This window comes from Pseudomonas putida (genome assembly GCF_028682635.1).
In the GTDB taxonomy this organism is placed as follows: Bacteria; Pseudomonadota; Gammaproteobacteria; order Pseudomonadales; family Pseudomonadaceae; genus Aquipseudomonas; species Aquipseudomonas putida_AE.
The window spans coordinates 95,457-118,570 of the sequence record NZ_JANHLK010000003.1 but is presented as its reverse complement, the minus strand read 5'-3'; the positions used below and the strand labels follow the sequence as shown (position 1 = coordinate 118,570).

Here is a 23,114-nt window from a genome sequence, read left to right as displayed (position 1 = left end):
CCTTATTATTGGTAGACGTCGTGCTTGTGCGATTTGGACGGCTGCTTTTGCGAGGACTGAGCCTGCTCTGCCGGGTCCTGGTCCTCATCGGGCAGGTACAGCGGGCCTTTTTGACCGCAGGCCGACACCAGGCAGGCAACCGCGAGGAGCGCAGCAAGGGAAGAGATCAGGCGCTTCATGGCGAAATCCTTGAAAATGCATTAATTGCGCCAGAGTATACCGGCCACCCGGCAGCTTGCCTATGCGACGGGGCTCCCGTCCGGCGGGCCTTGCCGCATACACATCGAACCCTGTGGGAGCGGGCTTGCTCGCGAAAGCGGTGGTTCAGGCAACGAAGATGTTGAATGTGCCGGCCTCTTCGCGAGCAAGCCCGCTCCCGCAGGTACAGCGTTTGATGTACCTATATGGGCCCATGATCGTTATCCTTTGCAATCAGCGGGGCTCGTCCGTATCTTGCGGCGCTTGAGCCTGATCAGACACTTTTTGAGGTTGCCGTAATGAGTTTGTCCGAAGCCCGTTTCCACGATCTGGTCGATGCCACCCAGCAGACGCTGGAGGATATCTTTGACGAGAGTGACCTGGATATCGATCTGGAGAGCTCGGCCGGTGTTCTGACCGTCAAGTTTGAAAACGGCAGCCAGCTGATCTTCAGTCGCCAGGAACCACTGCGTCAGCTGTGGCTGGCAGCCGTGTCCGGGGGCTTTCACTTCGACTACGACGAAGAAAGCGAACGCTGGATGTGCGACAAGAGCGAAGAGCAGCTGGGTGAAATGCTTGAGCGCATCGTCGAGCAGCAGGCCGGCATCGAACTCGATTTCGAAGGCCTGTAACGCCGTGACCCAGCCAGCCCCCGTGCGGCCACCCAAGCCGCTGTACAGCAACGTCAGCCCGGCCGTCCCTTCGCCGTGCAGCGGCGTGTGTCGGCTGGATGAGCAGAAGGTCTGTCTCGGGTGTTTTCGCCATGTCGAAGACATCCGCGAATGGCGCTCGGCGGATGACGAACGTCGGCGGGTCATCTGCACCCAAGCCTCCCAGCGCAAGACCGGCGCCGGTCCCCGGTAGGGGCGCATCGCCGTACGCCGGTGGCGGCTTGTATATTTTTTGAGCTGTGATAGTGTCCGGGTACGCCTCAACCCATCGAGGCTTGTGAAAACCCCGCCTTTTTCTGGCGGGGTTTTGCTTTTTTCGTGCAGAAGAAAGGAGTCTGCCCTGATCATGACCGCACCTTCCATCACCCTTACCCGTCTGGACGTACAACGTCTGGAGCGCCTGATCGACAGCCTGGACGAAACGCTGCCGGGCGTTATCGCGCTGCAAACCGAACTGGATCGCGCCGATACACTGGTCGGCCACGATGAAGTGCCCGCCGATGTCGTGACCATGAATTCCCGTGTGCACTGCCGCGAAGAAGGCAGTGGCAAGGACTATCACCTGACGCTGGTGTACCCCAAGGATGCCAACGCCGACGAGGGCAAGATTTCCATTCTGGCACCGGTCGGCAGTGCGCTGCTGGGGCTCAAGGTCGGCCAACACATCGACTGGCCGGCGCCGGGTGGCAAGACCTTGAAACTGACCCTGCTTGAAGTCGAATCGCAGCCAGCCAACGGCGGCGCCTTCCCCGAGTGACCTCCTCTCAGACCTGCCCGAGCGCCTCGTTCAATGCGCGCTCCAGGTCGGCCTTGTAGCGCAGATACAGATGGCTTGACCCCTGACCATCACCGAGCAGGCCTGACAGGTCCAGATCGGTGATGTAGCAGCGGTAGCGTTCGGTCTCGCGGCGTTGTTCAAAGATTTCCCGAGCGACCACGCTGAACAGCTGGTCGCCATGTTCCAGCTCGGAAAACTCCCGCTGATTGCAATACAACGTGACCTGCACCTTGCCCGGTGCGGCTTTGCCGACGATCGCCTGTACGTCATAGAAGGGTTTATCGGCCGGGGTTTGCGGTGCCGATCGGGCTTCGATCCGTCGCGCCTTGCCTGCACCTGAAGGCAGCAGTTGGTAATAGAGGGTGTGCAGGTTCGCAGGCTGTGCCCCGTCCATCGGCAGCGCTGCGTCGCGCCGGTACTGGATCGATTGCAGGAAACGCTGCAGGGGCACCAGCAGGCTTTGTTCGTCATGCCACGGCAGGCGCTGCTGCCACAAGGCGTTGAATTCATCGAGCACGTACAGATCGGCCTGCGCTTCGTTGACCCGGTAGAACACCTGGATGCAGTCCGGCCGCCCCATGGGCAGGAGTAGCGCCAGGTCGTGGTCGTCCAACGCCATCGGGTCCAGGTGCAGCGGGCTGTAACTCGCCCGTTCTTCACCGAGGTAATCGAGCAGGGCCGGCAGGGTGGCCAGCGCGATGTGCTTGACCTGGCCGGGTATCAGCTCCAGCACGTGGTAATGCTGCTGGACCTGGATCAGGTAGCGGTGATTGAGTTTGCTCAGCAGCAGGTTCTGCGCGATGTCGAGGATGTCTTCGATGCGCTGGGCGATGAATTGCGCGCGGTTGTGGCAGAAACAACGGACCCTCACCCTGGGCTGCTGCGGCCCGCCGGGCAGGCTGTTGAGATAGTCGCGCAGGCAATCGAGCAGGGCATGGGGGCCGTCATAACGGCTGACCAGCACTTCGTTCCAGCTGTTGAGCGTGAGCTGGTCCAGGGTCAGCACCAGGTTTTCCCTGACACCTGCGTAGCTCAAGGAGTCGGTGCGCTCGGTGGTCATCAGGATGTTCAGTTCGCGATGGTGCTTGAGCGGATCGATGCCGACGTTGACCAGGATCAGCACATCGCTGGGCACGCTGGCGCGCAGCAGGGGTTCTTCGGCGACAGTCGGCAGAGGCAGGGGAATGCTCTGTTGCAGGCTGCCCAGCAAATTGAACAGCTCGAATTCGCTCAGGTCGCTGCTGCCCGGGTGCAAGGCCAGGCGCGTGCTGCTGTCGATCACGCCGTTGCGGTGGCACCAGGCGAGCAGCTCGAGCAGATGGCTACTGCGTTTGATCGGAGCGAAATGTTCCCACTCGAGCACGGTCAGGCTACCGTTGTATAAGCCCCACTGGCTTTGTTTCGGTTCTTTCCTGCTGGGCGCGTACACCAGCGTCAGGGTGTCTTCGGCCAGGTCCGGGGCGATGCCCGGGTTGATGAACTCGACCTTGTCCGCCTTGCGCTCGAACGCCGCGTACAGGCGTCGGCCCAGCACGCTGAGATCGCGCTTGTTGATCAGGCTGATGGTGTGTTCCTGGCGGGCGAACCGGGTCAGGAAGCGATAGCTGAAATTCAGTTCGTTGACCAGCGCCCGGCGCTCCGAGCTGACCTGCCGGACTTTCCACTGGCTGCGGCTGTCGAGCAGGGCCAACTGGCGATGGTCCCATTGCCATTCGTGGGCCAGACGCTCCAGCAGCGAGCGTTGCCAGCCCTGGGTGCGCCCGCCGTTGCCGGTGAGCTTGCGATTGACCTTCAGGTACAGCGCCCGGCGCACCAGCTCCAGGCGTTCCGGTTCATTGCGGGCGATGAGGTATTCGGCGATGCGCCGATAGACCACGACATAGGGGTCCAGTTCGTCGAGGTCGAGCCGGTTGGCGAACACCGCCTGCTTGAAGCGCAGGCTCAGGCATTGGACCCTGGGGTGTTCGCTGGCGTACACCTCGGTCAGCAGGAGTTTGAGCACCGATTTGTACGGCGACTCGATGCCCTTGAACAACTGCCAGAGCCCGGCCCCGATGAATTCCCCGGGCGGGATGTAGGCCAGATGGCCCAGGTCCAGGGTTTCGTCTGCGCGGATGAAGCGCTTGGACGTCAGCGCATGGGTGTAGCGGTCATAGTTGGCTTCCTCGTACACCGGCACCAGCCACCAGATCGGCGTGCGTCCCGCCAGCCAGATCGCGGTGCGATAAAACTCGTCCAGCAGCAGGTAATGCTGGGTGGTACCGCAGTCTTCGGAGCTCAGCTGGCTGTCGCGCTCACCGCGTACGAAACGGACGGGGTCGATCAGGAAGAAGTGCGCCTCGGCGCCCTGGCTGGCAGCCCAGGTTTCCAGCAGTTGGCATTTCCTGCGCAACTCGGTGAGTTCGTTTTCGCTCAGATCCGGACTGTGGCAGACCCACACGTCCATATCGCTCTGCTCAGCCTGGGCCAGGGTACCGAGGCTGCCCATCAGGAACAGGCCATGAATCGGTCGGGGTGGATTGCTGCCGTGGCGCGGCTTATAGGAAAAGGAACGGGTCAGGCGCTGGGCTTCGGCGAGGACGCTGGCATCCGGCTCGAAATTCGACAGCCCGGCGGGCGTGCTGCCCGATACGTAACCCGGTAGTAGCGGATGATTGACGTGGAAGAACAGCGGAAGGAGGTTCAACACCCCTTGCTGGCGCGTCGACAACCCTTCCATGGCACGCGCCATGCGCCCCTCGTTGAGCTTGAGGAAGCGTGCGCGCAGCTGACTGAGAACCTTGCGGTCGATTCCCTCGTCCAGATCGGGGCGGATTTCATGGGTGCGGGTCATGTCAGCTCAAACCGGCTCGCAGGGCTCGGACGTGGAGGCTCTCGGGATGAGGGGCAGTTTAGCGCCTCGGCCCCGGGACTTTTAAGCTGATTTTGTATTTCTGGCGTCAGATTTCTATCGCAGGGCGACGCCAGGCAGCTGAATGCGCCCGCGGAAATCCCGTGGCAGGGGTTTCCGTGGGCATGCGATGGATTTCAGGCTGTTTCCTGAACGCTCAGAATAGTCAGTACGGTTTGAACATTTTGCGCGGCGTCACGGCCCAGGCTGGTCAGATAACCGCCATCGGGCTGGTCGATCAGTTCTTTCTCAAACAGGCGTTTGGCGGCGGCAACGTGTTTCGGGGCAGCGGTCTGATGAATTTTCAAACCTTCCTGGGAACTGTCCAGGTTGAAGAGTGCGAGGACTTCCAGTTCGGCAACCAACTCAGGGGTAAGCGACATAAGGACTCCAGACTTTCTAGGAATTTGGCGACAGCGCCCCTAAGGTGATCCCACTCGTGCGGTATGTCCAGTCACGGCGACGCGTTATTTCTTTTCCGGCGGCAACTCTGGCAGCGCCCGCAGCGCGGCTTCGTACCATTCGGTATTGAACGCGCGGTCTTCTTCGAGGATTGCGTCGATTTCCACCGCCAGCACGTGGGCCATCAGGTTAAGGATTTCGTCACGCTCGTAACCCACCAGGGTCAGCTTGTTGAACGTTGCCTTGGCCGCTGGCGGGTTATCGCTTTCGATCTGGTTCTCGATGGCTTCGATCAGCGTGGTTTCGGCAAATTCTTCTTCGTCGTTATCGATATCGATTGGCTCGCTCATGGCAGGCTCCTCAGGGAAAGGTCGCCAGTTTACCCGCATTCAGCAGCGTGATGCTGCTGGCAAGAAAGCCTCGGGCGTTCTATAAACAGGCACTGCCCACCCCGCACGGCCTGGAGGCTCTGTGATGCTCAAGCTTTATGGTTTTTCCGTCAGCAACTACTACAACATGGTCAAGCTGGCGCTGCTGGAGAAAGGACTGCCATTCGAAGAAGTGCCGTTTTACGCGGGCACCAGCCCGGAAGCGCTGGCCATCAGCCCGCGCGGCAAAGTCCCGGTGCTGCGCACGGAGCAAGGTTTCATCAATGAAACCAGCGTGATTCTCGAGTACATCGAACAGAGCCAGAAAGGCACGCCCCTGCTGCCGAGCGATCCGTTCGAGCGGGCGCAGGTGTTGGCGCTGGCCAAGGAGATCGAGTTGTATATCGAGCTGCCGGGAAGGGCCTGCTACCCCGAGGCTTTTTTCGGCGCGAGCGTGCCGGAGGCAATCAGGGAAAAAACCAAGACTGAACTGTTGCAGGGTATTGCGGCGCTAGGCCGGCACGGGAAATTCAGCCCTTACGTGGCCGGTGAAACACTGAGCGTGGCGGATCTGTATTTCCTGTACAGCGTGCCGTTGGCTTGTGGGGTTGCCAAGAAGCTTTTTGGTATCGATCTGCTGGCTGAGCTGCCGGCTGCCAAGGCGCTGCTGGAACGCTTGGGAGACAATCCGAACGTGCAGCGGATTGCGGCGGACAAGGAAGCGGCGATGCCAGCGTTCATGGCGATGGTCGCGTCCAAAAGGTAGGTTTTCAGCGCTCTTAAGATCGCATCGCCAGCAGGCTGGCTCCCACATTCGATCACATTCTTTCTGAAAGAACTCGGTTAAATGTGGGAGCCAGCCTGCTGGCGATGCTTTTGGCGGTTTAGCGGCTGGCGATCAAAGCCTGGCCACGAACCACAGCTGCCTTGACCTGCGCCGGCGCAGTGCCGCCGATGTGGTTGCGGGCATTGACCGAACCTTCCAGGGTCAGCACGGCAAACACGTCCTGATCGATCTGGTCGCTGAACTTGCGCAGTTCTTCCAGGCTCATTTCCGCCAGGTCCTTGCCGCTTTCCACGCCGTATTTCACGGCATGGCCGACGATTTCATGGCAGTCGCGGAAGGGCAGGCCGCGACGTACCAGGTAGTCGGCCAGGTCGGTGGCGGTGGAGAAGCCGCGCAGGGCAGCTTCGCGCATCATCGCGTGCTTGGGCTTGATCGCCGGGATCATGTCGGCGAAGGCGCGCAGCGAATCGCGCAGGGTATCGGCGGCGTCGAACAGCGGTTCCTTGTCTTCCTGATTGTCCTTGTTGTAGGCCAGGGGCTGGCCTTTCATCAAGGTCAGCAGGCCCATCAGCGCGCCGAACACACGGCCGCTCTTGCCACGCACCAGCTCCGGCACGTCCGGGTTTTTCTTTTGCGGCATGATCGAGCTGCCGGTGCAGAAACGGTCCGGCAGATCGATGAACTGGAACTGCGCGCTGGTCCACAGCACCAGCTCTTCGGAGAAGCGCGACAAGTGCATCATCGCGATGCTGGCGGCCGAGCAGAACTCGATGGCGAAGTCGCGATCGGACACGTTGTCCAGCGAGTTGCCACCCACCGCATCGAAGCCCAGCAACTGGGCGGTGTATTCGCGGTCGATCGGGTAGGTGGTGCCGGCCAGCGCGGCGCTGCCCAGTGGCATGCGGTTGGTGCGTTTGCGGCAGTCGACCAGGCGCTCGTAGTCGCGGCTGAGCATTTCGAACCAGGCCAGCATGTGGTGCCCGAAGGTCACCGGCTGCGCAGTTTGCAGGTGGGTGAAGCCGGGCATGATGGCGCCCGCTTCGCGCTCAGCCTGCTCCAGCAAGCCTTTTTGCAGGCGGGTGATTTCGCCGAGGATCAGGTCGATTTCGTCACGCAGCCACAGGCGAATGTCGGTGGCGACCTGGTCGTTGCGGCTTCGGCCAGTGTGCAGCTTTTTACCGGTCACGCCGATGCGGTCGGTCAGGCGCGCCTCGATGTTCATGTGCACGTCTTCGAGGTCGACGCGCCAATCGAACTGGCCAGCCTCGATTTCACCCTGGATGGTCTTCAGGCCATCGATGATGCTGTCGCGCTCGGCATCGGTCAGCACGCCGACCTTGGCCAGCATGGTAGCGTGGGCGATCGAGCCCATGATGTCGTGGCGATACAGGCGCTGGTCGAAGGTGACGGAGGCGGTGAAGCGGGCGACGAAGGCGTCGACGGGTTCACTGAAGCGGCCGCCCCAGGACTGATTGGTCTTGTCAGTGCTCATGAATTCGCTCGTATCGGCTGAAGAAAAATGGCGTTGAAAGCTGCCGCGGATAATAACAGGGTTGCCAATCCTGTCGTTGACACTGGTCGATTGGTTTTCTCGTGTGGGAGCGAGCCTGCTCGCGATGGACGTTAACGATAACGCGTGCTTTCTGAATAAACCGTCGCTCTCAGGTTCATCGCGAGCAGGCTCGCTCCTACAGTTTTCACTATTAGTACAACGATATTTTTCAATTGAGCAATATCGTTCCGGCAACCGTCTACAGTTGGACAGGAGGATGAGCGCACTTCTCGGTGCGCAAGAGGACTATAAGAAGAGGGGTGTTCATATTGCGTATCAGCAAACCCTGTGGCGATGTGTCGCCAAAGCGGGCCTGGGCCGCTAATCGCCCGGCAGATGAAAAATTAGCTGCCCGACCAGCGGCACTTTTTCACGCTCGCGCTAGTCTTAGCGTGGATCGCGGTGACGGACGTCACTTCACCTGTCTACGCTATCCTTGTGCGAGACTCACGCAGGAATCCAGCGCAATATGAATGTCCTGATCGTTGATGACGACCCCCTAGCCCGCGAGCGCCTGAGCCGAATGGTTGGTGAACTCGAGGGATACAGTGTCCTGGAGCCCAGCGCCACGAACGGCGAAGAAGCGTTGGCACTGATCGACAGCCACAAACCGGATATCGTACTGCTCGATATCCGCATGCCAGGCCTCGATGGCCTGCAAGTGGCCGCGCGATTGTGCGAACGCGAAACCCCGCCTGCCGTGGTGTTTTGCACAGGCCCCGATGAATTTGCCGTGGAAGCCTTACAGGCCAGCGCCGTAGGCTATCTGGTGAAACCTGTGAGAACTGAACAGTTACATGACTCGTTGAAAAAAGCCGAACGGCCCAACCGTGGACAGCTCGCCGCCCTGACTCGACCCGCTGCCGAGAGTGGCAGTGGCCCGCGCAGCCACATCAGTGCCCGTACCCGAAAGGGCATTGAGCTGATCCCGCTGGATCAGGTGGTCTATTTTATCGCCGACCACAAGTACGTGACCTTGCGCCACGAAAGCGGCGAGGTGCTGCTCGATGAGCCCCTCAAAGCCCTTGAAGATGAATTCGGTGACCGTTTCGTGCGCATCCACCGCAACGCACTGGTCGCTCGCGAGCGCATCGAGCGCTTGCAACGAACACCGCTGGGGCATTTTCAGCTGTTCCTCAAGGGCCTCAATGGCGATGCCTTGATCGTCAGCCGACGCCACGTGGCCGGCGTGCGGAAAATGATGCAACAGCTTTGATTCGCTGATCGCAGGCGGACTGCACACCCGATTGCCGGATATCCGGGGCCAGGGAGGCCGAGTAGTTTCTGATACAAGTCAAAGTGGATTTGGCTGAGCTGTTATTATCCGTCGTATCTATTCAGTACGGATTGATCCATGTCCTCTCGCCAGATCCGCATCGCCACCCGCAAAAGCGCTCTTGCCCTGTGGCAGGCCGAATACGTCAAAGCCCGTCTGGAGCAGGCCCATCCGGGTCTGCTCGTGACCCTCGTACCCATGGTCAGTCGCGGCGACAAGCTGCTCGACTCGCCGCTGTCGAAAATCGGCGGCAAGGGCCTGTTCGTCAAGGAACTGGAAACCGCGCTGCTGGAAAACGAAGCCGACATCGCCGTGCACTCGATGAAAGACGTGCCGATGGACTTCCCTGAAGGCCTCGGTCTGTTCTGTATCTGCGAGCGCGAAGACCCCCGCGATGCATTCGTGTCCAACACCTACGCCAGCCTCGAGGCGTTGCCTGCGGGCAGCATCGTCGGTACCTCCAGCCTGCGCCGCCAGGCCCAGCTGCTGAGCCGACGTCCAGACCTGGAAATCCGTTTCCTGCGCGGCAACGTCAACACCCGCCTGGCCAAGCTCGACGCTGGCGAATACGACGCGATCATCCTGGCGTCCGCAGGCTTGATCCGGTTGGGCTTTGAAGATCGCATCACCTCGGCCATCAGCGTCGACGACAGTCTGCCGGCCGGTGGCCAGGGCGCGGTGGGCATCGAGTGCCGCACCGCGGACAGCGAAATTCACGCCCTGCTGGCGCCGCTGCATCACCAGGACACCGCGATCCGCGTGAGCGCCGAACGCGCCCTTAACAAGCACCTCAATGGCGGCTGCCAGGTGCCGATCGCCTGTTACGCCGTGCTCGAGGGCGAGGAAGTCTGGCTGCGTGGGCTGGTGGGGGATCCCGCTGGCAGTCTGCTGCTCAGTGCCCAGGCGCGTGCGCCGCGTGGCGATGCCGAAGCCTTGGGTGTACGGGTGGCCGAAGACCTCTTGAGCCAGGGCGCTGCGGATATCCTCAAGGCGGTGTATGGCGAGGCAGGTCACGAGTGACAGGCTGGCGCCTGCTGCTGACGCGTCCGGCGGATGAGTCGGCGGCGCTGGGCAGCCTGTTGGCCGAACAGGGGATTTTCAGCAGCAGCCTGCCGCTTTTGGACATAGTGCCGATCCCGGTCTCTGGGACAATGGGCAAAGCGTTCCGCGAACTGGATCGCTACTGCGCCGTGATCGTGGTCAGCAAGCCGGCGGCGCGCATCGGTGTCGAACTGCTCGACCGGTTTGGCCCGCAAGCACTGTGCGCGAAGTGGTTCAGTGTCGGCGCTGCGACGGCGCAGATCCTCGAGGCTCGCGGGTTGGACGTGAGCTTCCCGGCGCAAGGCGATGACAGCGAGGCCTTGCTTGAACTTGCAGCGCTGCGCGAGGCTGTCGCCCGGCCTGATCCGCGGGTGCTGATCCTGCGCGGGGAGGGTGGACGCGAACTGCTGGCTGAGCGTTTGCGCGAGCGAGGTGCTAGTGTCGAGTATCTGGAGTTGTACCGCCGCGAGCTGCCGCAATACCCGGCCGCAGCCCTAGGGCAGCGGATCGAGGCGGAACGCCTGAATGCGCTGGTGGTCAGCAGTGGACAGGGTTTTGAGCACCTGCATCAATTGGCTGGCGATGCCTGGCCGCAGTTGGCGCGGTTGCCGTTGTTTGTACCAAGCCCCAGGGTCGCCGAGCTGGCACGTGCCGCCGGGGCCCTGACAGTTGTGGATTGTCGTGGCGCCAGTGCCGCGGCTTTGCTGACGGCGTTACGGGAGCATCCCGTGCCCGTTCTCTAAATGCAAAGGATGGATACGTGAGCGAAACAGCCTTGCCTAAAGATGACTCGCGGCCAGTGCTCGATGCACCGGCTGATGCACCTCTTGATGAACTGCAACCACCCCCTGTCGAGCAGCAGCGCCGAGGAAACGGGCTGGCAATCGTCGCGCTGCTGGTAGGCGCCGTCGGTGTCGCAGTGGGTGGCTGGGGAGTCTGGCAAGTGCGGCACTTGCAAGCCAATACCCAGCAGCAACTGAGTCAGGTGCAGGCTTTGAACGATCAGGCGCAGAGCCTGAAGCTGAACGAGCAGCGCCTGAGTGCGCGCCTGGAACAACTGCCCAATGCCGATGTGCTGGAAGAACGCAGCCGCCTGGTGACTCAGTTGCAGGGCGACCAGCAACGCTTGAATCAACGCCTGGAAACCGTCCTCGGCGCCAGCCGCAAGGACTGGCGTCTGGCCGAGGCCGAGCACTTGCTGCGCCTGGCCAGCCTGCGCCTTTCGGCGTTGCAGGACATCAGCAGCGCCCAGGCCCTGGTGCAGGGTGCCGATGAAATTCTCCGTGAGCAGAACGACCCCGGTTCCTTCGCCGCCCGCGAGCAAGTGGCCAAGACCCTGGTGGCCTTGCGCAGCACCGAGCAGCCGGATCGCACCGGTTTGTTCCTGCGCCTGGGGGCATTGCGCGACCAGGTGATCAGCCTCACCGAGCTTGCGCCCGAGTACAAGGACCGTGGCGAATCCCTGCTGGGGCTGACCGCCGATGGCGACGGCGCCAGTCGCTGGGCGCAATGGTGGGATCAGATCTCGCGCTACATCCGTATCGATTTCAACGCCGACAAGAATGTCCGCCCATTGCTGGCCGGGCAGAGCCTGAGCCAGGTCCGTCTTGCCCTGAGCCTGGCGCTGGAGCAGGCGCAATGGGCCGCGCTCAACGGTCAGGCTGCGGTGTATGCCCAGGCACTGGCAGAGGCGCGGGATGTGCTCAAGGGCAACTTCAACCCGGACAATCCCCAGAGCAAAGTGATGCTCGAGCAGGTGGCCGAACTGAGCAAGCAACCGGTCTCCGTGGTCACCCCGGACCTGACCGGGACCCTGAGTGCGGTCCAGGGTTACCTGGAACGGCGTAACGTCAACGCCGAAGACTCGATCAAGCCGATGGCCAAACCTGCGGCCAATACCGCGCAGGAGGCCACCCCATGAAACGCCTCTATGTGATCGTGTTCCTGGCCATTGCGGCGGCGGCCGCCCTGGGCCTGGCCATCGCCGAGCATTCCGGTTACGTCCTGATCGCCTACAAGAGCTTTCGCTACGAATCGAGCCTGTGGGCGACCCTGGCCGTGGTTGCCGTTCTCTGGCTGGTCGTCTGGGGCATCAAGGCCTTGGTCGAGCTGGTGACGACCTCCGGTGGCGTGGTCAATCCGTGGTCACGGCGCAATCGCAGTCGCCGGGTCCAGGTGGCGATCGAGCACGGACAACTGGACTTGGCCGAAGGTCGCTGGGCCAGCGCGCAGCGTCATTTGCATCGGGCCGCAGAGGCCGAGCGCCAACCGCTGCTTTACTACCTTGGGGCTGCCCGCGCCGCGAACGAGCAGGGTCGTTACGAAGAAAGTGACAACCTGCTGGAGCGTGCGCTGGAGCGACAGCCCCAGGCCGAGTTGGCGATTGCCTTGAATCACGCGCAATTGCAGACCGATCGCGGTGATACCGAAGGCGCCCTGGCGACCCTGGAGGCGATGCACGAGCGCCATCCGCATAACGCACAGGTCCTGCGTCAGTTGCAGCGCCTGCATCAGCAGCGAGGCGACTGGTCGGCGGTGATTCGCCTGCTGCCTGAGCTGCGCAAGGACAAAGTCCTGCCCGCACCTGAACTGGCGGAACTGGAGCGTCGGGCCTGGGGTGAGAACCTGTCCCTGGCAGCGCATCGGGAAGAGGAAGGGGCTCTCGGTCTGCAAGCGCTTGATCGCGCCTGGCAGCAGCTGACCTCTGCTCAGCGCCAGGAGCCGCAATTGGTCCTCGCCTATGCCGAGCAGCTGCGGCAACTGGGGGCCCAGGTCGAGGCCGAAGAGGTCTTGCGCACGGCATTGAAACGCAACTACGACAGCCATCTGGCGCGCCTCTATGGCTTGGTGCGCGGCAGTGACCCGGCTCGCCAGCTGCACCTCGCCGAGGGCTGGCTGAAAGATCATCCGACCGATCCAGGCCTGTTGCTGACACTGGGTCGCCTGTGCCTGCAAAGCAGTCTGTGGGGCAAGGCCCGGGACTATCTGGAAAGCAGTCTGCGAGTCCAGCGCAACCCGGAAGCCTGTGCCGAACTGGCACGCCTGCTGGCGCAGATGGGCGATACCGAGCGCAGCAACCAGCTGTTCCAGGAAGGCCTGGGCTTGCTTGATGAGCGCTTGCTGGCGGCACCGCTGCCGGTGTTGGCGCACGGTTGATCGCTGCGTGAAGGATCGCTCGAGTGGGCGATCCGAACCGCGGATCCTGTCGGAATTCTCCCTTCGCGGTCCGCATTCAGCAAAGTCCTACAGACCACTTCATCTGATCCTCTGATGTCTGTCGGGATTTCCCTACGCAATTGCTGAAATGTCTGCATCTGCCCGCCTTGTAAGGGTTGCGCGCTTTCCACTACCGTAGCGGCCGGACTCTTGATCGTTACGGAAACGCCATGTCGTTGGCCTGCCCACGCTCCCTGTTTTTTACTGTGTTTATCGCAGGCGCCCTGGCCCTGGGCGTTTCCTATTACCTGGAATATGCGGTAGGCCTCAGCCCCTGTGGTCTGTGTCTGGTGCAGCGGGCTTGCCTGGCGCTGTTGAGCGGTTTTTGCCTGATGGCTGCGGTGCACGGTCCCGGTCGCCTGGGATCCTTCGTGTACTGGCTGCTCGGGCTGTCCTGCAGCCTGTTGGGGACCTTCACGGCCTGGCGCCAGGTGTTGCTGCAAACCGATCCGGTGCATCAACTTTCCGCCTGCTCACCTGACCTGGTCGAAGTATTCACCAGCGCACCGTGGCTGAATGCCGTGCAGAGGCTGTTCCAGGGTGCCGTCGACTGCCCGCGGATCGCCTGGACGCTGTTCGATTTGAGTATCCCGGAATGGAGCCTGCTGTTCTTCGTTGCGGTGATGATCCTGAGTATTTATCAGCTGATACGCCTGGTCTTGAGCGTCAGCCGACGACCGCTCGGCGGCGAGTCGGCGCAGCGGGTACTTGCCGGCGATTAAACACTTGTATGAACTTTATCGTCTGCGTACCTTGAAGCCACCGTCGTGCGGGCATAATCTGGCCCGCACGTGTCATTGGATTTATGTTGCTCGATGACGCTCTGCCTGGTCGAATCTTGATTCTCAAGTGTGCGACAGGTGTAGAGCAGCATGACCCACAAGGGAAGAGAGACCGCCATGCTCGAAAGTTGTCAGAATGCTCAGGAACGTTGGGGTGGAGTACATCTGCTGATCGATCGTTGGTTGCAGGAACGTCACGAACTGGTTCGGGCCTATGACACGCTCGGCGAGAAGCCTGAGGCGTTAGGCGAAAACCGAAAACCTTTGCAGGAATTCTGTGGGGTGCTGGTCGACTACGTGTCCGCCGGCCACTTCGAGATCTACGAACAGCTGACGGGAGAGGCCAAGGCCTTCAACGACAAGCGTGGCCTGGAACTCGCCGAGACGATCTACCCGCGCATCGACGTCATCACCGAGAAACTGCTCGCTTTCAATGATTTGTGTGATGCCGGCAAATGCGTCGCGGAGAAGTTCAAGGAACTGGGTGGCCTGTTGCATGAGCGTTTTGAGCTGGAAGACTGCCTGATCGAAGTGCTGCATACCGCTCACAAGGAAGAGGCTCCGGTTCAGGCCTGAACCGAGCTCCTGCAATGTCATTGAAACGGTGCGCGATGCGCACCGTTTTCGTTTCTGCTTTTCAGCCGGCTGCGCCGCGTAACTCGACTTCGAATACCAGGGGCGTGTACGGCGCGATCAAGTCACCGGCACCGTCGGCGCCATAGGCTTGCGCCGATGGAATCACCAGGCGCCATTTCGCACCGACCGGCATGTCTTGCAGGGCGCTGCGCCAGCCGCTGATCACACTGTCGAGACTGAACCATTGCGGCTGGCTGTTCTGGTCGAACACTGTGCCGTCAGGCAGGCGACCGACATACAAAACCTGCACCTTGCCATTCGGCCCGGCCTTGTCACCTGTCCCGGGTGCCAGCTCTGTCAGCAGGATGCCATCGGCCAGTTGACGAACCCCGGGCCTGGCTCTTTCTTCGCTGAGAAAACGCTGCTCTTTTTCCAAAGCCAATTCACTTTCCGGCGTAGGCGATTGCGTCGCAGCCAGGGCTTGGTGCTCGGCCAGAATCCGTTCGATCTGCTCGTCCTTCAACGCCAGTGGCTTGCCTTGATAGGCCTGCTGCAATCCGTCGACCAGTGCCTGGATCTGCAATTCGGGCACCTCCTGGCGCAAGCGTTCGCCGAGACTTGCGCCCAGGCTGTAAGCGAGATCGTGAGCCTCTTTTTCCTGGTTTTTTTCAGCGGCGTTGGCCACGGAAACTATCACGCACAGCGATAAAAAAAGGTAGCGCGACATGGGCACTCTCCGGCCTGGGTTGCGGGCGATTATGCCAGCGTGAATGCGTTTAACGGTGAACTGCTTTTGCGTCGGCACAGAACATTTTCAATTCGTTGCAACGCAGCGCTTTGGATACTGTCAAGATGCCCTAGCGGCGGTAGCAGCAGAGGTCTAGTATGAGCCGCACTCACGCCAGCCAGGAGGTAAACCATGTCGGCCACCAAGAAGCCTGTAAGTACTCCGTTGCACCTGCTCCAACAACTCTCGGGCAGCTTGCTCGAGCATCTCGAAAACGCTTGTTCCGAAGCTTTGGCCGATGCTGAAAAACTGCTCGCCAAACTGGAAAAGCAGCGCGGAAAAGCGCAAGAGAAATTGCACAAATCCCGTACCAAATTGCAGGACGCAGCGGCGGCTGGAAAGGCCAAGGCGCAGACCAAGGCGAAGGACGCGGTGAAACAGCTCGAGGACCTGCTTGATGCACTCAAGGATCGTCAATCGGAAACTCGCGGCTACATTCTGCAACTCAAGCGCGATGCCCAGGAAAGCCTGAAACTGGCCCAGGGTGTTGGTCGCGTACAAGAGGCTGTCGGCAAGGCGTTGTCCCTGCGTTCGGCCAAGCCTGCTGCGGCCTCTGCGAAGAAAGCCGCTGCCAAACCGGTTGCCGCAAAAGCACCGGCCAAGCCTGCCGCCAAACCTGCCGCCAAGGCACCGGTGAAAGCCGCAGCCAAACCTGCTGCAACAACTGCGGCGAAAAAACCTGTCGCGGCCAGCGCTGCAAAACCGGCGGCTAGAACTGCAGCTGCCAAACCTGCTGCCCGGACAACCGCGGCGAAAACCGCTGCTGCGAAACCAGCTGCCAAACCGGCCGCCAAAACTGCTGCTGCGAAACCTGCCGCGGCGAAAACCGCAGCCGCCAAACCAGCTGCCAGAACTGCCGCTGCAAAACCTGCTGCCAAGCCGGCCGCAAAACCTGTCGCGGCTAAAACCGCTGCCAAGTCAGCTACAAAACCAGCAGCCAAACCGGCGGCAAAAGCAGCCGCCAAACCTGCCGCCAAACCGGCTGCTAAAACCGCTGCCGCAAAACCTGCCGCAGCGAAACCGGCAGCCAAGCCTGCCGCGGCAAAACCAGCAGCCAAACCAGCTGCAAAACCTGCTGTGAAAAAACCGGCCGCTGCTACCAAGCCGGCCCCTGTCGCCAAGCCGACTCCGGCGCCTGCTGCCAAGCCAGCGACCCCAGCGCCAGCACCAACCGCTTCGGCTGCTCCTGCGCCGACAGCAACGGCCTCGACTGCCTCCACTGCGCCAACGCCAGTAGCACCGTCGAGCAACAGCTCCACCCCAACCAGCGCTTCTTAAGTGCCGGTTACCGCGACGCGCAGCTGATGCAGCGCGTCGCGGTCGAGGTGGGCGGCCTCTGCCGTCACACCTTCCAGCCAGACCGCCAGGTCGGTCGCGGCAGCTTGCGGCCAGCCTTCGGCCGATCGCTCCAGGCGCAATAACAGAATTCGCTCGGCCTCCAACTCAAGTGTCTTGACCTGCTCGCGTAGCGAGTGCAGTTCGGCATCCTGCGTGGCGGCAACTTTCCATTGCATGCGCAGTGCCCGCAACGGTTGCACGACATCGGCGTCCCAGGCTCGCGTCACGCCGCGAAGTTGCTGCAGGCGTTGTTCATTGCAGGCGATACCCCGCTGTCCCAGCCATGCCCCGCACAGCAGCAGACACACACTGACGCCGGCCGACTGCAATTGCAGGCACGCCTGTTCAACACCAGGGCGGGCATAAAGGGTCAGGGAAAAGCTCCACAGGTCAGAGGACATAGTGCTACTCGCGCCAGTTGCGAGCGAAGCTGGTAGACTCCGCCGCCATTATGATTCGACTTCAGAACCTGACTTTACAGCGTGGCCCGCAACGTCTGCTAGAAGACGCCGAGCTGACCCTGCACGCCGGCCAGAAAGCCGGCCTCATCGGTGCCAACGGCGCCGGCAAATCGAGCCTGTTCGCCTTGCTTCGGGGTGAACTGCACCCGGACTCGGGTGATTGCTTCCTGCCGGCCGACTGGCGTATCGCCCACATGCGCCAGGAGGTCGACACGCTCGAGCGCCTGGCGGTCGACTACGTGCTCGATGGCGACTTGCGCCTGCGCCAGGTGCAACGGGACCTGGCGGCAGCCGAAGCGGCCCATGACGGTGCCGCACAGGCCCGCTACCACTCCGAGCTGGACAGTGCCGACGGTTACACCGCCGATGCCCGCGCTCGCAAGCTGCTGGCAGGCCTGGGCTTCACCAATGAGCAGATGGATCGCCAGGTCGGCGATTTCTCCGGTGGCTGGCGGATGCGCCTGAACCTGGCGCAGGCCTTGATGTGTCCTTCGGACCTGCTGTTGCTCGACGAACCGACCAACCACCTGGACCTCGACGCCATCATCTGGCTCGAAGAGTGGCTAAAGAGCTATCCGGGCACCTTGATGCTGATTTCCCACGACCGGGACTTCCTCGATGCCGTGGTCGATCACGTGGCTCACGTCGATCAGCGCAAGATCACCCTGTACCGCGGTGGCTACAGCGCTTTCGAACGTGCCCGTGCCGAACGCCTGGCCCAGCAACAGCAGGCCTACGAGAAGCAGCAGGCGCAACGTGCGCACATGGAAAGCTACATCGCCCGCTTCAAGGCCCAGGCCACCAAGGCCCGCCAGGCCCAGAGCCGGATCAAGGCGCTGGAGCGGATGGAAGAGCTGACTGCGGCCCACGTCGACTCGCCATTCGACTTTGTCTTCCGTGAATCGCAGAAGATTTCCAGCCCGCTGATCGACCTGTCCGATGCCCGCCTGGGTTACGGCGACAAGGCCGTGCTGGAGAAGGTCAAGCTGCAACTGACCCCCGGTGCGCGGATCGGCCTGCTCGGCCCGAACGGCGCCGGTAAATCGACCCTGATCAAGAACCTGGCCGGTGAGCTGTCGCCGCTGTCCGGCCGCCTGACCCGTGGCGAGAACACCGTGGTCGGCTACTTCGCCCAGCATCAGCTCGATTCCCTGGATTCCAAGGCCAGCCCGTTGCTGCACTTGCAGCGCCTGGCGCCGACCGAACGCGAACAGACCCTGCGCGATTTCCTCGGCGGTTTTGACTTCCGAGGTGCACGGATCGACGAGCCGGTGCTGAATTTCTCCGGTGGTGAAAAGGCGCGCCTGGCGTTGGCCTTGATCGCTTGGGATCGGCCGAACCTGTTGCTGCTCGACGAACCGACCAACCACCTGGACCTGGAAATGCGCCTGGCGCTGACCATGGCCCTGCAGGAATTCAGCGGTGCGGTACTGGTGGTCTCCCACGATCGTCATTTGCTCAAGAGCACCACCGACAATTTTTATCTGGTGGCGGACGGCAAGGTCGAAGAGTTCGACGGCGACCTGGAGGACTACACCCGTTGGCTGGTGGAGTACCGTCAGCGCAATGCGCCGGTCAGCAACACCCCGGTCAATCCGGACAAGACCGACAAGAAGGCCCAGCGTCAGGCCGCCGCGGCGTTGCGTCAGCAACTGGCGCCGCACAAGCGCGAGGCCGACAAGCTCGAAGCCGAGTTGGGCAAGCTGCACGAGAAACTGGCGAAGATCGATGCCAGCCTGGGCGACAGCGACATCTACGAACCCTTGCGCAAGAATGAACTGCGCGACCTGCTGGCCGAGCAGGCCAAGCTGAAGGTGCGTGAAGCAGAGCTGGAAGAAGCCTGGATGGAAGCCCTGGAACTGCTGGAAAGCATGCAGGCGGAGCTGGAGGCGCTGTCCTGATGGAGGCGTTCAAGCTGCCGCTGCCGGCAATGTGGATCGAACCGATCTGGCTCGGTGTGCAAATCCTGCTGATCCTGCTGGCGGGTTACATCGCCCAGCGTTTCGTTGCCAAGTGCCTGACCCGTCTCGGGGAACGCTACCCGTTTCCGCCGCAATTGCTGATGCCGCTGCGCGGCGGTCTGCGTTGGCTGATCATGGGCAGTGCGCTGATCTTCGTGCTGGAGCGCCTCGGGGTCTCGGCCACGGTGCTGTGGACGGCGCTGTCGGGTTTCGTCGCGGTGGCAGCGGTGGCGTTTTTCGCCATGTGGAGCGTGCTCTCCAATCTGTTGTGCGCGATCCTGATCTTCACGGTCGGCCCGTTCCGCCTCGGTGATGTGGTCGAGTTGGTGGACACCACCGACAAGCCTGGCGTCAAAGGGCGGGTGATAGCGATCAATCTGCTGTACACCACGTTGATCGAGGCTGAAGAACTCGGTACGGGTAGCGCGATGGTGCAAGTGCCCAACAGCCTGTTCTTCCAGCGTTCGGTTCGACGCTGGCGTGGCACGGATGTATTCCCTTCCAGCGGGTTTGAAAAATAAGCTCGCTCCCACAGATGCACGCGGTCAACTGTAGGAGCGAGCTTGCTCGCGAAGGGGCCCTAAAGGCATAAAACGCTGGTCGGCCATTGCCATGTACTACAAAAAATCAATGGTCATCCACCCAAAGCCGCATTAGCTTATTCATCTGTCACAAATCCGAGTCGAGGTGTGCAATGGAGCTTCAAACATGGCTGGCGTTTTTTGCCGCCTGCTGGGTGATCAGCCTGTCCCCCGGTGCCGGCGCCATTGCGTCGATGTCCAGCGGTCTGCAGTACGGTTTCTGGCGCGGTTACTGGAACGCCCTGGGCCTGCAATTGGGGCTGGCGGTGCAGATCGCGATTGTCGGTGCTGGTGTGGGCGCGATTCTCACGGCGTCGGCCACTGCGTTCTTTGCGATCAAATGGTTCGGCGTGGCGTACCTGGTTTATCTCGCGATCAAACAATGGCGCGCGCTGCCCAGCGACATGAGCGATGACGCGGCGATCCGGCCGATTGGCAAGCCGATGGCCCTGGTGTTCCGCGGTTTTCTGGTGAACATCAGCAACCCGAAGGCGTTGGTGTTCATGCTGGCGGTGTTGCCGCAGTTCATTGATCCGCAAGCGCCGCTGCTGATCCAGTACGTGATCATCGGTGCCACCATGATCTGCGTCGACCTGATCGTCATGGCCGGGTACACCGGGCTGGCGTCCAAGGTGCTGCGCCTGTTGCGCACACCCAAACAGCAAAAGCGCATGAACCGTACCTTCGCCGGGCTGTTCATTGGCGCGGCGGCGTTCATGGCGACCCTGCGCAAAGCCGCGGTTTAAGCCCTCCGGCACAGGAAAGGCGACCTATCAGGTCGCCTTTTTCGTTTAAGTCCAGTAACGCGCCACACAACAAAGCTTGAGTGAAACTGATTGGGAGTGAACAATATGTTACTTCGTATTTCCAATTGAGATTCGTTCATGATCGCCCCGTCCCGTTTCCTGGCCTGGCTGATAGCGCCGGTGTTGGCCCTGTGCAGTTTTAATCTGCTGGCCGACACGGTAGAGGGCGCACCGCAAGCGCTGCACCTGCTCGACTACATCGGCGCGGATTATCCGCAAGCGGTGCAGGCCGGCAAGGTCGCCAGCGAATCCGAATACCGCGAGCAACTGGAGTTCGTCCAGGCGGTCCAAGGCTTGATTGCCGCGCTGCCGGCCAAACCGGAAAAGGCCGGGCTGGAACAGGGCATCACCAAGCTGCGCGAGGCGATCAGCGCCCGCCAGGATGGCGCCGACGTCGCCCGCCAGGCTCGCCAACTCGGGGCGAAGCTGGCCGTGGCCTATGAAGTCAGCCAGGCGCCGATCATTACCCCGGACCCGACTCGCGGCGCGCCACTGTACGCCCAGCATTGCTCGGTGTGTCACGGCGACACGGGCGCTGGCGATGGACCGGCGGGTGTCGGCCTGACCCCGCCGCCGGCCAACTTGCGTGATAACGCGCGCCTCGATCACCTGAGCCTCTACGCGATCTACAACACGGTGGGCCTGGGGGTCGAAGGCACCGACATGCCGGCTTTTGGCGATCAGATGGACGATCGTCAGCGCTGGGACCTGGCCACTTACATCGCCAGCTTCAGCGCCGATCCGGCGACCGCCAGCGGCGACAAGATCTATGACATTGCCGAGCTGGCCCGCCAGACCCCGGCCGAAGTGCAGGCCGCCGACGGTCCGCAGGCTGCCGCGACGTTCCGCGCGCAAGGGGCGCAGCCACCACAGGCCAAGCGTGGCCCGGCGCAGTTGCTCGACTACACCGCCGTCACCCTGGACAAGAGCGTGGCGGCCTACCGTGCCGGCGATCACGACCAAGCCTATGACCTGTCGGTAGCGGCGTATCTGGAAGGCTTCGAGCTGGTCGAAAGCTCCCTGGACAACGTCGATGCCAACGTGCGCAAAGACACGGAAAAGTCATTGATGGCTTACCGTCAGTCGTTGCAAGACGGCCTGCCGGTGGAGCAGGTGGAACAGCGCCTGGAAGCGGCCAAGGCCAAGTTGAAGGCGTCCGCCGAATTGTTGGGCAGCGATGGCTTGAGCTGGTCGTTGAGCTATATCTCCGGCTTGCTGATCCTGCTGCGCGAAGGCCTGGAAGCCATCCTGGTGCTGGCGGCGATCCTCGCTTTCCTGCGTAACACCGGCCAACAGTCGGCGGTACGCAGTGTCAACGTCGGTTGGGGCCTGGCGCTGTTGGCCGGCCTGGGTACCTGGGCGCTGGCGGCTTATGTGATCGATGTCAGCGGCTCGCAGCGCGAACTGCTGGAAGGTGCGACGGCGCTGTTTGCCAGCGTCATGGTGTTGTGGCTCGGTGTGTGGATGCACGACCGTCGTCATGCCGCAGCCTGGCAGGATTACATCAAGAGCAGCCTGGTGGGCGGAGGCGGGCGTTTCGGTTTTGCGATCCTGGCGTTCTTCTCGGTGTATCGCGAGCTGTTCGAAGTGATCCTGTTCTACGAGACCCTGTGGCTGCAGGCAGGTCCCGCTGGCCATGACGCGGTGCTGGCCGGTGGTGCGACGGCGCTGGTGCTGTTGGTTGGCCTGGCCTGGGTGATCCTGCGCGGCTCGGCGAAACTGCCGCTGACGCTGTTTTTCAGCATCAACGCCGGTCTGCTCTGTGCTTTGTCGGTGGTGTTCGCCGGGCATGGCGTGAAGGCGCTGCAGGAAGCCGGGATCTTCGGCACGCGACCGGTGCCGTTTTTTGAGTTCGATTGGCTGGGGATTCATGCGGATGCGTATTCGTTGAGCGCTCAGGCTGTGGCTTTGCTTGCGATCATCGTGCTGTACAGCCGTAGTCGCATGGCCGAGAAGCGGCGGGTGACAGTTTCTTAACCGAGGATCCTTAAAAGATCGCAGCCTGCGGCAGCTCCTACAGGTATACGTTAATCCCTGTAGGAGCTGCCGAAGGCTGCGATCTTTTGCTTTCAAGAGGAAAAAAACATGCGCGTATGGATCGATGCCGACGCCTGCCCTCGGGCAGCCAAGGATCTGGTGGTCAAGTTCGCTCTCAAGCGCCGGTTTGAGGTGGTGCTGGTGGCGGGGCAGCCGCAGATCAAGCCGGGCCTGGCCCTGGTCAAGCTGATCGTGGTGCCCAGCGGACCGGATGCGGCGGATGATTACCTGGTGGAGCACGCGGTCCCCGGTGAGCTGGTGATATGCAGTGACGTGCCGCTGGCCGACCGGCTCGTAAAGAAGGGCGTCGCTGCGCTGGACCCGCGGGGCAAGGAATTCGACGCGCAGAACATGGGCGATCGCTTGGCCGTACGTAATCTGTTCACCGACTTGCGTGAGCAGGGGCAGATGAGCGGCGGACCAGCGCCTTTTGGCGAGCGGGAGAAGCAGGCGTTTGCCAATGCGCTGGACCGGATCCTGACGCGGCTGTCGCGCCAGTCTTAAGGTTCACGCGGTCCCCTGTAGGAGCTGGCTTGCCAGCGAAAGCGATCGAACATTCAACATCTGCGTCGAATGCTATGACGCCTTCGCTGGCAAGCCAGCTCC

Annotated in this window: 24 protein-coding genes; 17 read left to right on the top strand and 7 right to left on the bottom strand. The window is 61.7% G+C overall.

The window, feature by feature from the left end:
* Positions 1–5: 5 nt before the first annotated feature.
* Complete coding sequence (gene lptM / locus NPS56_RS04805; RefSeq protein ID WP_137807209.1) at positions 6–179, bottom strand: LPS translocon maturation chaperone LptM; 174 nt, start codon at positions 177–179, stop codon at positions 6–8.
* 318 nt (positions 180–497) lie between these two features.
* Here lptM and cyaY point away from each other — a divergent pair, with 318 nt between their 5' ends.
* From cyaY to rnk, 3 genes are all read left to right on the top strand, one after another.
* A complete protein-coding gene (gene cyaY / locus NPS56_RS04800; RefSeq protein WP_274073694.1) occupies positions 498–830 on the top strand; it encodes an iron donor protein CyaY in 333 nt (110 codons plus the stop codon).
* 4 nt (positions 831–834) lie between these two features.
* Positions 835–1,062: a DUF1289 domain-containing protein gene (locus NPS56_RS04795; protein WP_274073693.1), complete on the top strand. Its 228-nt coding sequence runs from the start codon at positions 835–837 to the stop codon at positions 1,060–1,062.
* Positions 1,063–1,215: 153 nt separating this feature from the next.
* Positions 1,216–1,626, top strand: a complete 411-nt coding sequence (gene rnk / locus NPS56_RS04790) for a nucleoside diphosphate kinase regulator (protein ID WP_274073692.1) — start codon at positions 1,216–1,218, stop codon at positions 1,624–1,626.
* Between the two features lie 7 nt (positions 1,627–1,633).
* On the opposite strand, the gene NPS56_RS04785 is transcribed toward rnk, so the two are convergent.
* From NPS56_RS04785 to NPS56_RS04775, 3 genes are all read right to left on the bottom strand, one after another.
* Positions 1,634–4,480, bottom strand: coding sequence for a class I adenylate cyclase (locus NPS56_RS04785; protein WP_274073691.1), 2,847 nt, complete (start codon positions 4,478–4,480; stop codon positions 1,634–1,636).
* A gap of 194 nt (positions 4,481–4,674) precedes the next feature.
* The gene (locus tag NPS56_RS04780) at positions 4,675–4,920 is read right to left on the bottom strand and encodes a TIGR02647 family protein (RefSeq protein ID WP_274073690.1); all 246 of its coding nucleotides are present in this window, start codon (positions 4,918–4,920) and stop codon (positions 4,675–4,677) included.
* Positions 4,921–5,004: 84 nt separating this feature from the next.
* Positions 5,005–5,289, bottom strand: coding sequence for a hypothetical protein (locus tag NPS56_RS04775; RefSeq protein WP_274073689.1), 285 nt, complete (start codon positions 5,287–5,289; stop codon positions 5,005–5,007).
* A gap of 124 nt (positions 5,290–5,413) precedes the next feature.
* On the opposite strand from NPS56_RS04775, the gene NPS56_RS04770 reads away from it, so the two are divergent.
* Positions 5,414–6,073, top strand: a complete 660-nt coding sequence (locus tag NPS56_RS04770; protein WP_274073688.1) for a glutathione S-transferase family protein — start codon at positions 5,414–5,416, stop codon at positions 6,071–6,073.
* A gap of 118 nt (positions 6,074–6,191) precedes the next feature.
* Here the strand turns inward: NPS56_RS04770 and argH are convergent, their stop codons facing one another.
* Positions 6,192–7,586 (bottom strand): argininosuccinate lyase, encoded by a 1,395-nt coding sequence (gene argH, locus NPS56_RS04765; protein ID WP_274073687.1) that lies wholly within the window; start codon positions 7,584–7,586, stop codon positions 6,192–6,194.
* Positions 7,587–8,115: 529 nt separating this feature from the next.
* Between argH and NPS56_RS04760 the strand changes: the two genes are divergently transcribed.
* From NPS56_RS04760 to rsd, 7 genes are all read left to right on the top strand, one after another.
* Positions 8,116–8,862, top strand: coding sequence for a LytR/AlgR family response regulator transcription factor (locus tag NPS56_RS04760; RefSeq protein ID WP_046818480.1), 747 nt, complete (start codon positions 8,116–8,118; stop codon positions 8,860–8,862).
* Positions 8,863–9,000: 138 nt separating this feature from the next.
* Positions 9,001–9,942, top strand: a complete 942-nt coding sequence (gene hemC, locus NPS56_RS04755; RefSeq protein WP_274073686.1) for a hydroxymethylbilane synthase — start codon at positions 9,001–9,003, stop codon at positions 9,940–9,942.
* The gene (locus NPS56_RS04750) at positions 9,939–10,706 is read left to right on the top strand and encodes a uroporphyrinogen-III synthase (RefSeq protein ID WP_274073685.1); all 768 of its coding nucleotides are present in this window, start codon (positions 9,939–9,941) and stop codon (positions 10,704–10,706) included. The genes hemC and NPS56_RS04750 overlap by 4 nt, the downstream gene beginning before the upstream one ends.
* 17 nt (positions 10,707–10,723) lie before the next feature.
* Complete coding sequence (locus tag NPS56_RS04745; protein ID WP_274073684.1) at positions 10,724–11,884, top strand: uroporphyrinogen-III C-methyltransferase; 1,161 nt, start codon at positions 10,724–10,726, stop codon at positions 11,882–11,884.
* Complete coding sequence (locus tag NPS56_RS04740; RefSeq protein ID WP_274073683.1) at positions 11,881–13,119, top strand: heme biosynthesis protein HemY; 1,239 nt, start codon at positions 11,881–11,883, stop codon at positions 13,117–13,119. Before NPS56_RS04745 ends, NPS56_RS04740 begins: the two co-directional genes overlap by 4 nt.
* A 230-nt stretch (positions 13,120–13,349) precedes the next feature.
* Complete coding sequence (locus tag NPS56_RS04735) at positions 13,350–13,901, top strand: disulfide bond formation protein B (RefSeq protein WP_274073682.1); 552 nt, start codon at positions 13,350–13,352, stop codon at positions 13,899–13,901.
* A 177-nt stretch (positions 13,902–14,078) separates the two neighbouring features.
* Positions 14,079–14,537, top strand: a complete 459-nt coding sequence (gene rsd / locus NPS56_RS04730; protein ID WP_274073681.1) for a sigma D regulator — start codon at positions 14,079–14,081, stop codon at positions 14,535–14,537.
* A 61-nt stretch (positions 14,538–14,598) separates the two neighbouring features.
* Here rsd and NPS56_RS04725 read toward each other — a convergent pair whose 3' ends face one another.
* Entirely contained in the window at positions 14,599–15,264 is a 666-nt protein-coding gene (locus NPS56_RS04725) for an FKBP-type peptidyl-prolyl cis-trans isomerase (protein WP_274073680.1), read from the bottom strand.
* A 192-nt stretch (positions 15,265–15,456) separates the two neighbouring features.
* Between NPS56_RS04725 and NPS56_RS04720 the strand changes: the two genes are divergently transcribed.
* The gene (locus NPS56_RS04720; RefSeq protein WP_274073679.1) at positions 15,457–16,602 is read left to right on the top strand and encodes an AlgP family protein; all 1,146 of its coding nucleotides are present in this window, start codon (positions 15,457–15,459) and stop codon (positions 16,600–16,602) included.
* On the opposite strand, the gene NPS56_RS04715 is transcribed toward NPS56_RS04720, so the two are convergent.
* Positions 16,599–17,063 carry a TIGR02444 family protein gene (locus tag NPS56_RS04715; RefSeq protein ID WP_274073678.1) on the bottom strand — a complete coding sequence of 155 codons (465 nt, stop codon included), beginning with the start codon at positions 17,061–17,063 and terminating at the stop codon, positions 16,599–16,601. The genes NPS56_RS04720 and NPS56_RS04715 overlap by 4 nt on opposite strands.
* Before the next feature lie 50 nt (positions 17,064–17,113).
* On the opposite strand from NPS56_RS04715, the gene NPS56_RS04710 reads away from it, so the two are divergent.
* The 5 genes from NPS56_RS04710 (at position 17,114) to NPS56_RS04690 (ending at position 23,012) form a co-directional block, all read left to right on the top strand.
* Positions 17,114–19,024, top strand: coding sequence for an ATP-binding cassette domain-containing protein (locus tag NPS56_RS04710; RefSeq protein ID WP_274073677.1), 1,911 nt, complete (start codon positions 17,114–17,116; stop codon positions 19,022–19,024).
* On the top strand, positions 19,024–19,605 hold the full coding sequence (locus NPS56_RS04705; RefSeq protein ID WP_274073676.1) for a mechanosensitive ion channel family protein: 582 nt from the start codon (positions 19,024–19,026) through the stop codon (positions 19,603–19,605). The genes NPS56_RS04710 and NPS56_RS04705 overlap by 1 nt, the downstream gene beginning before the upstream one ends.
* Positions 19,606–19,778: 173 nt before the next feature.
* Positions 19,779–20,411 (top strand): LysE family transporter, encoded by a 633-nt coding sequence (locus tag NPS56_RS04700; RefSeq protein WP_274073675.1) that lies wholly within the window; start codon positions 19,779–19,781, stop codon positions 20,409–20,411.
* A gap of 138 nt (positions 20,412–20,549) precedes the next feature.
* Positions 20,550–22,448 (top strand): FTR1 family protein, encoded by a 1,899-nt coding sequence (locus NPS56_RS04695; RefSeq protein ID WP_274073674.1) that lies wholly within the window; start codon positions 20,550–20,552, stop codon positions 22,446–22,448.
* Between the two features lie 108 nt (positions 22,449–22,556).
* Entirely contained in the window at positions 22,557–23,012 is a 456-nt protein-coding gene (locus tag NPS56_RS04690; RefSeq protein WP_274073673.1) for a YaiI/YqxD family protein, read from the top strand.
* The last annotated feature ends 102 nt before the right edge of the window (positions 23,013–23,114 follow it).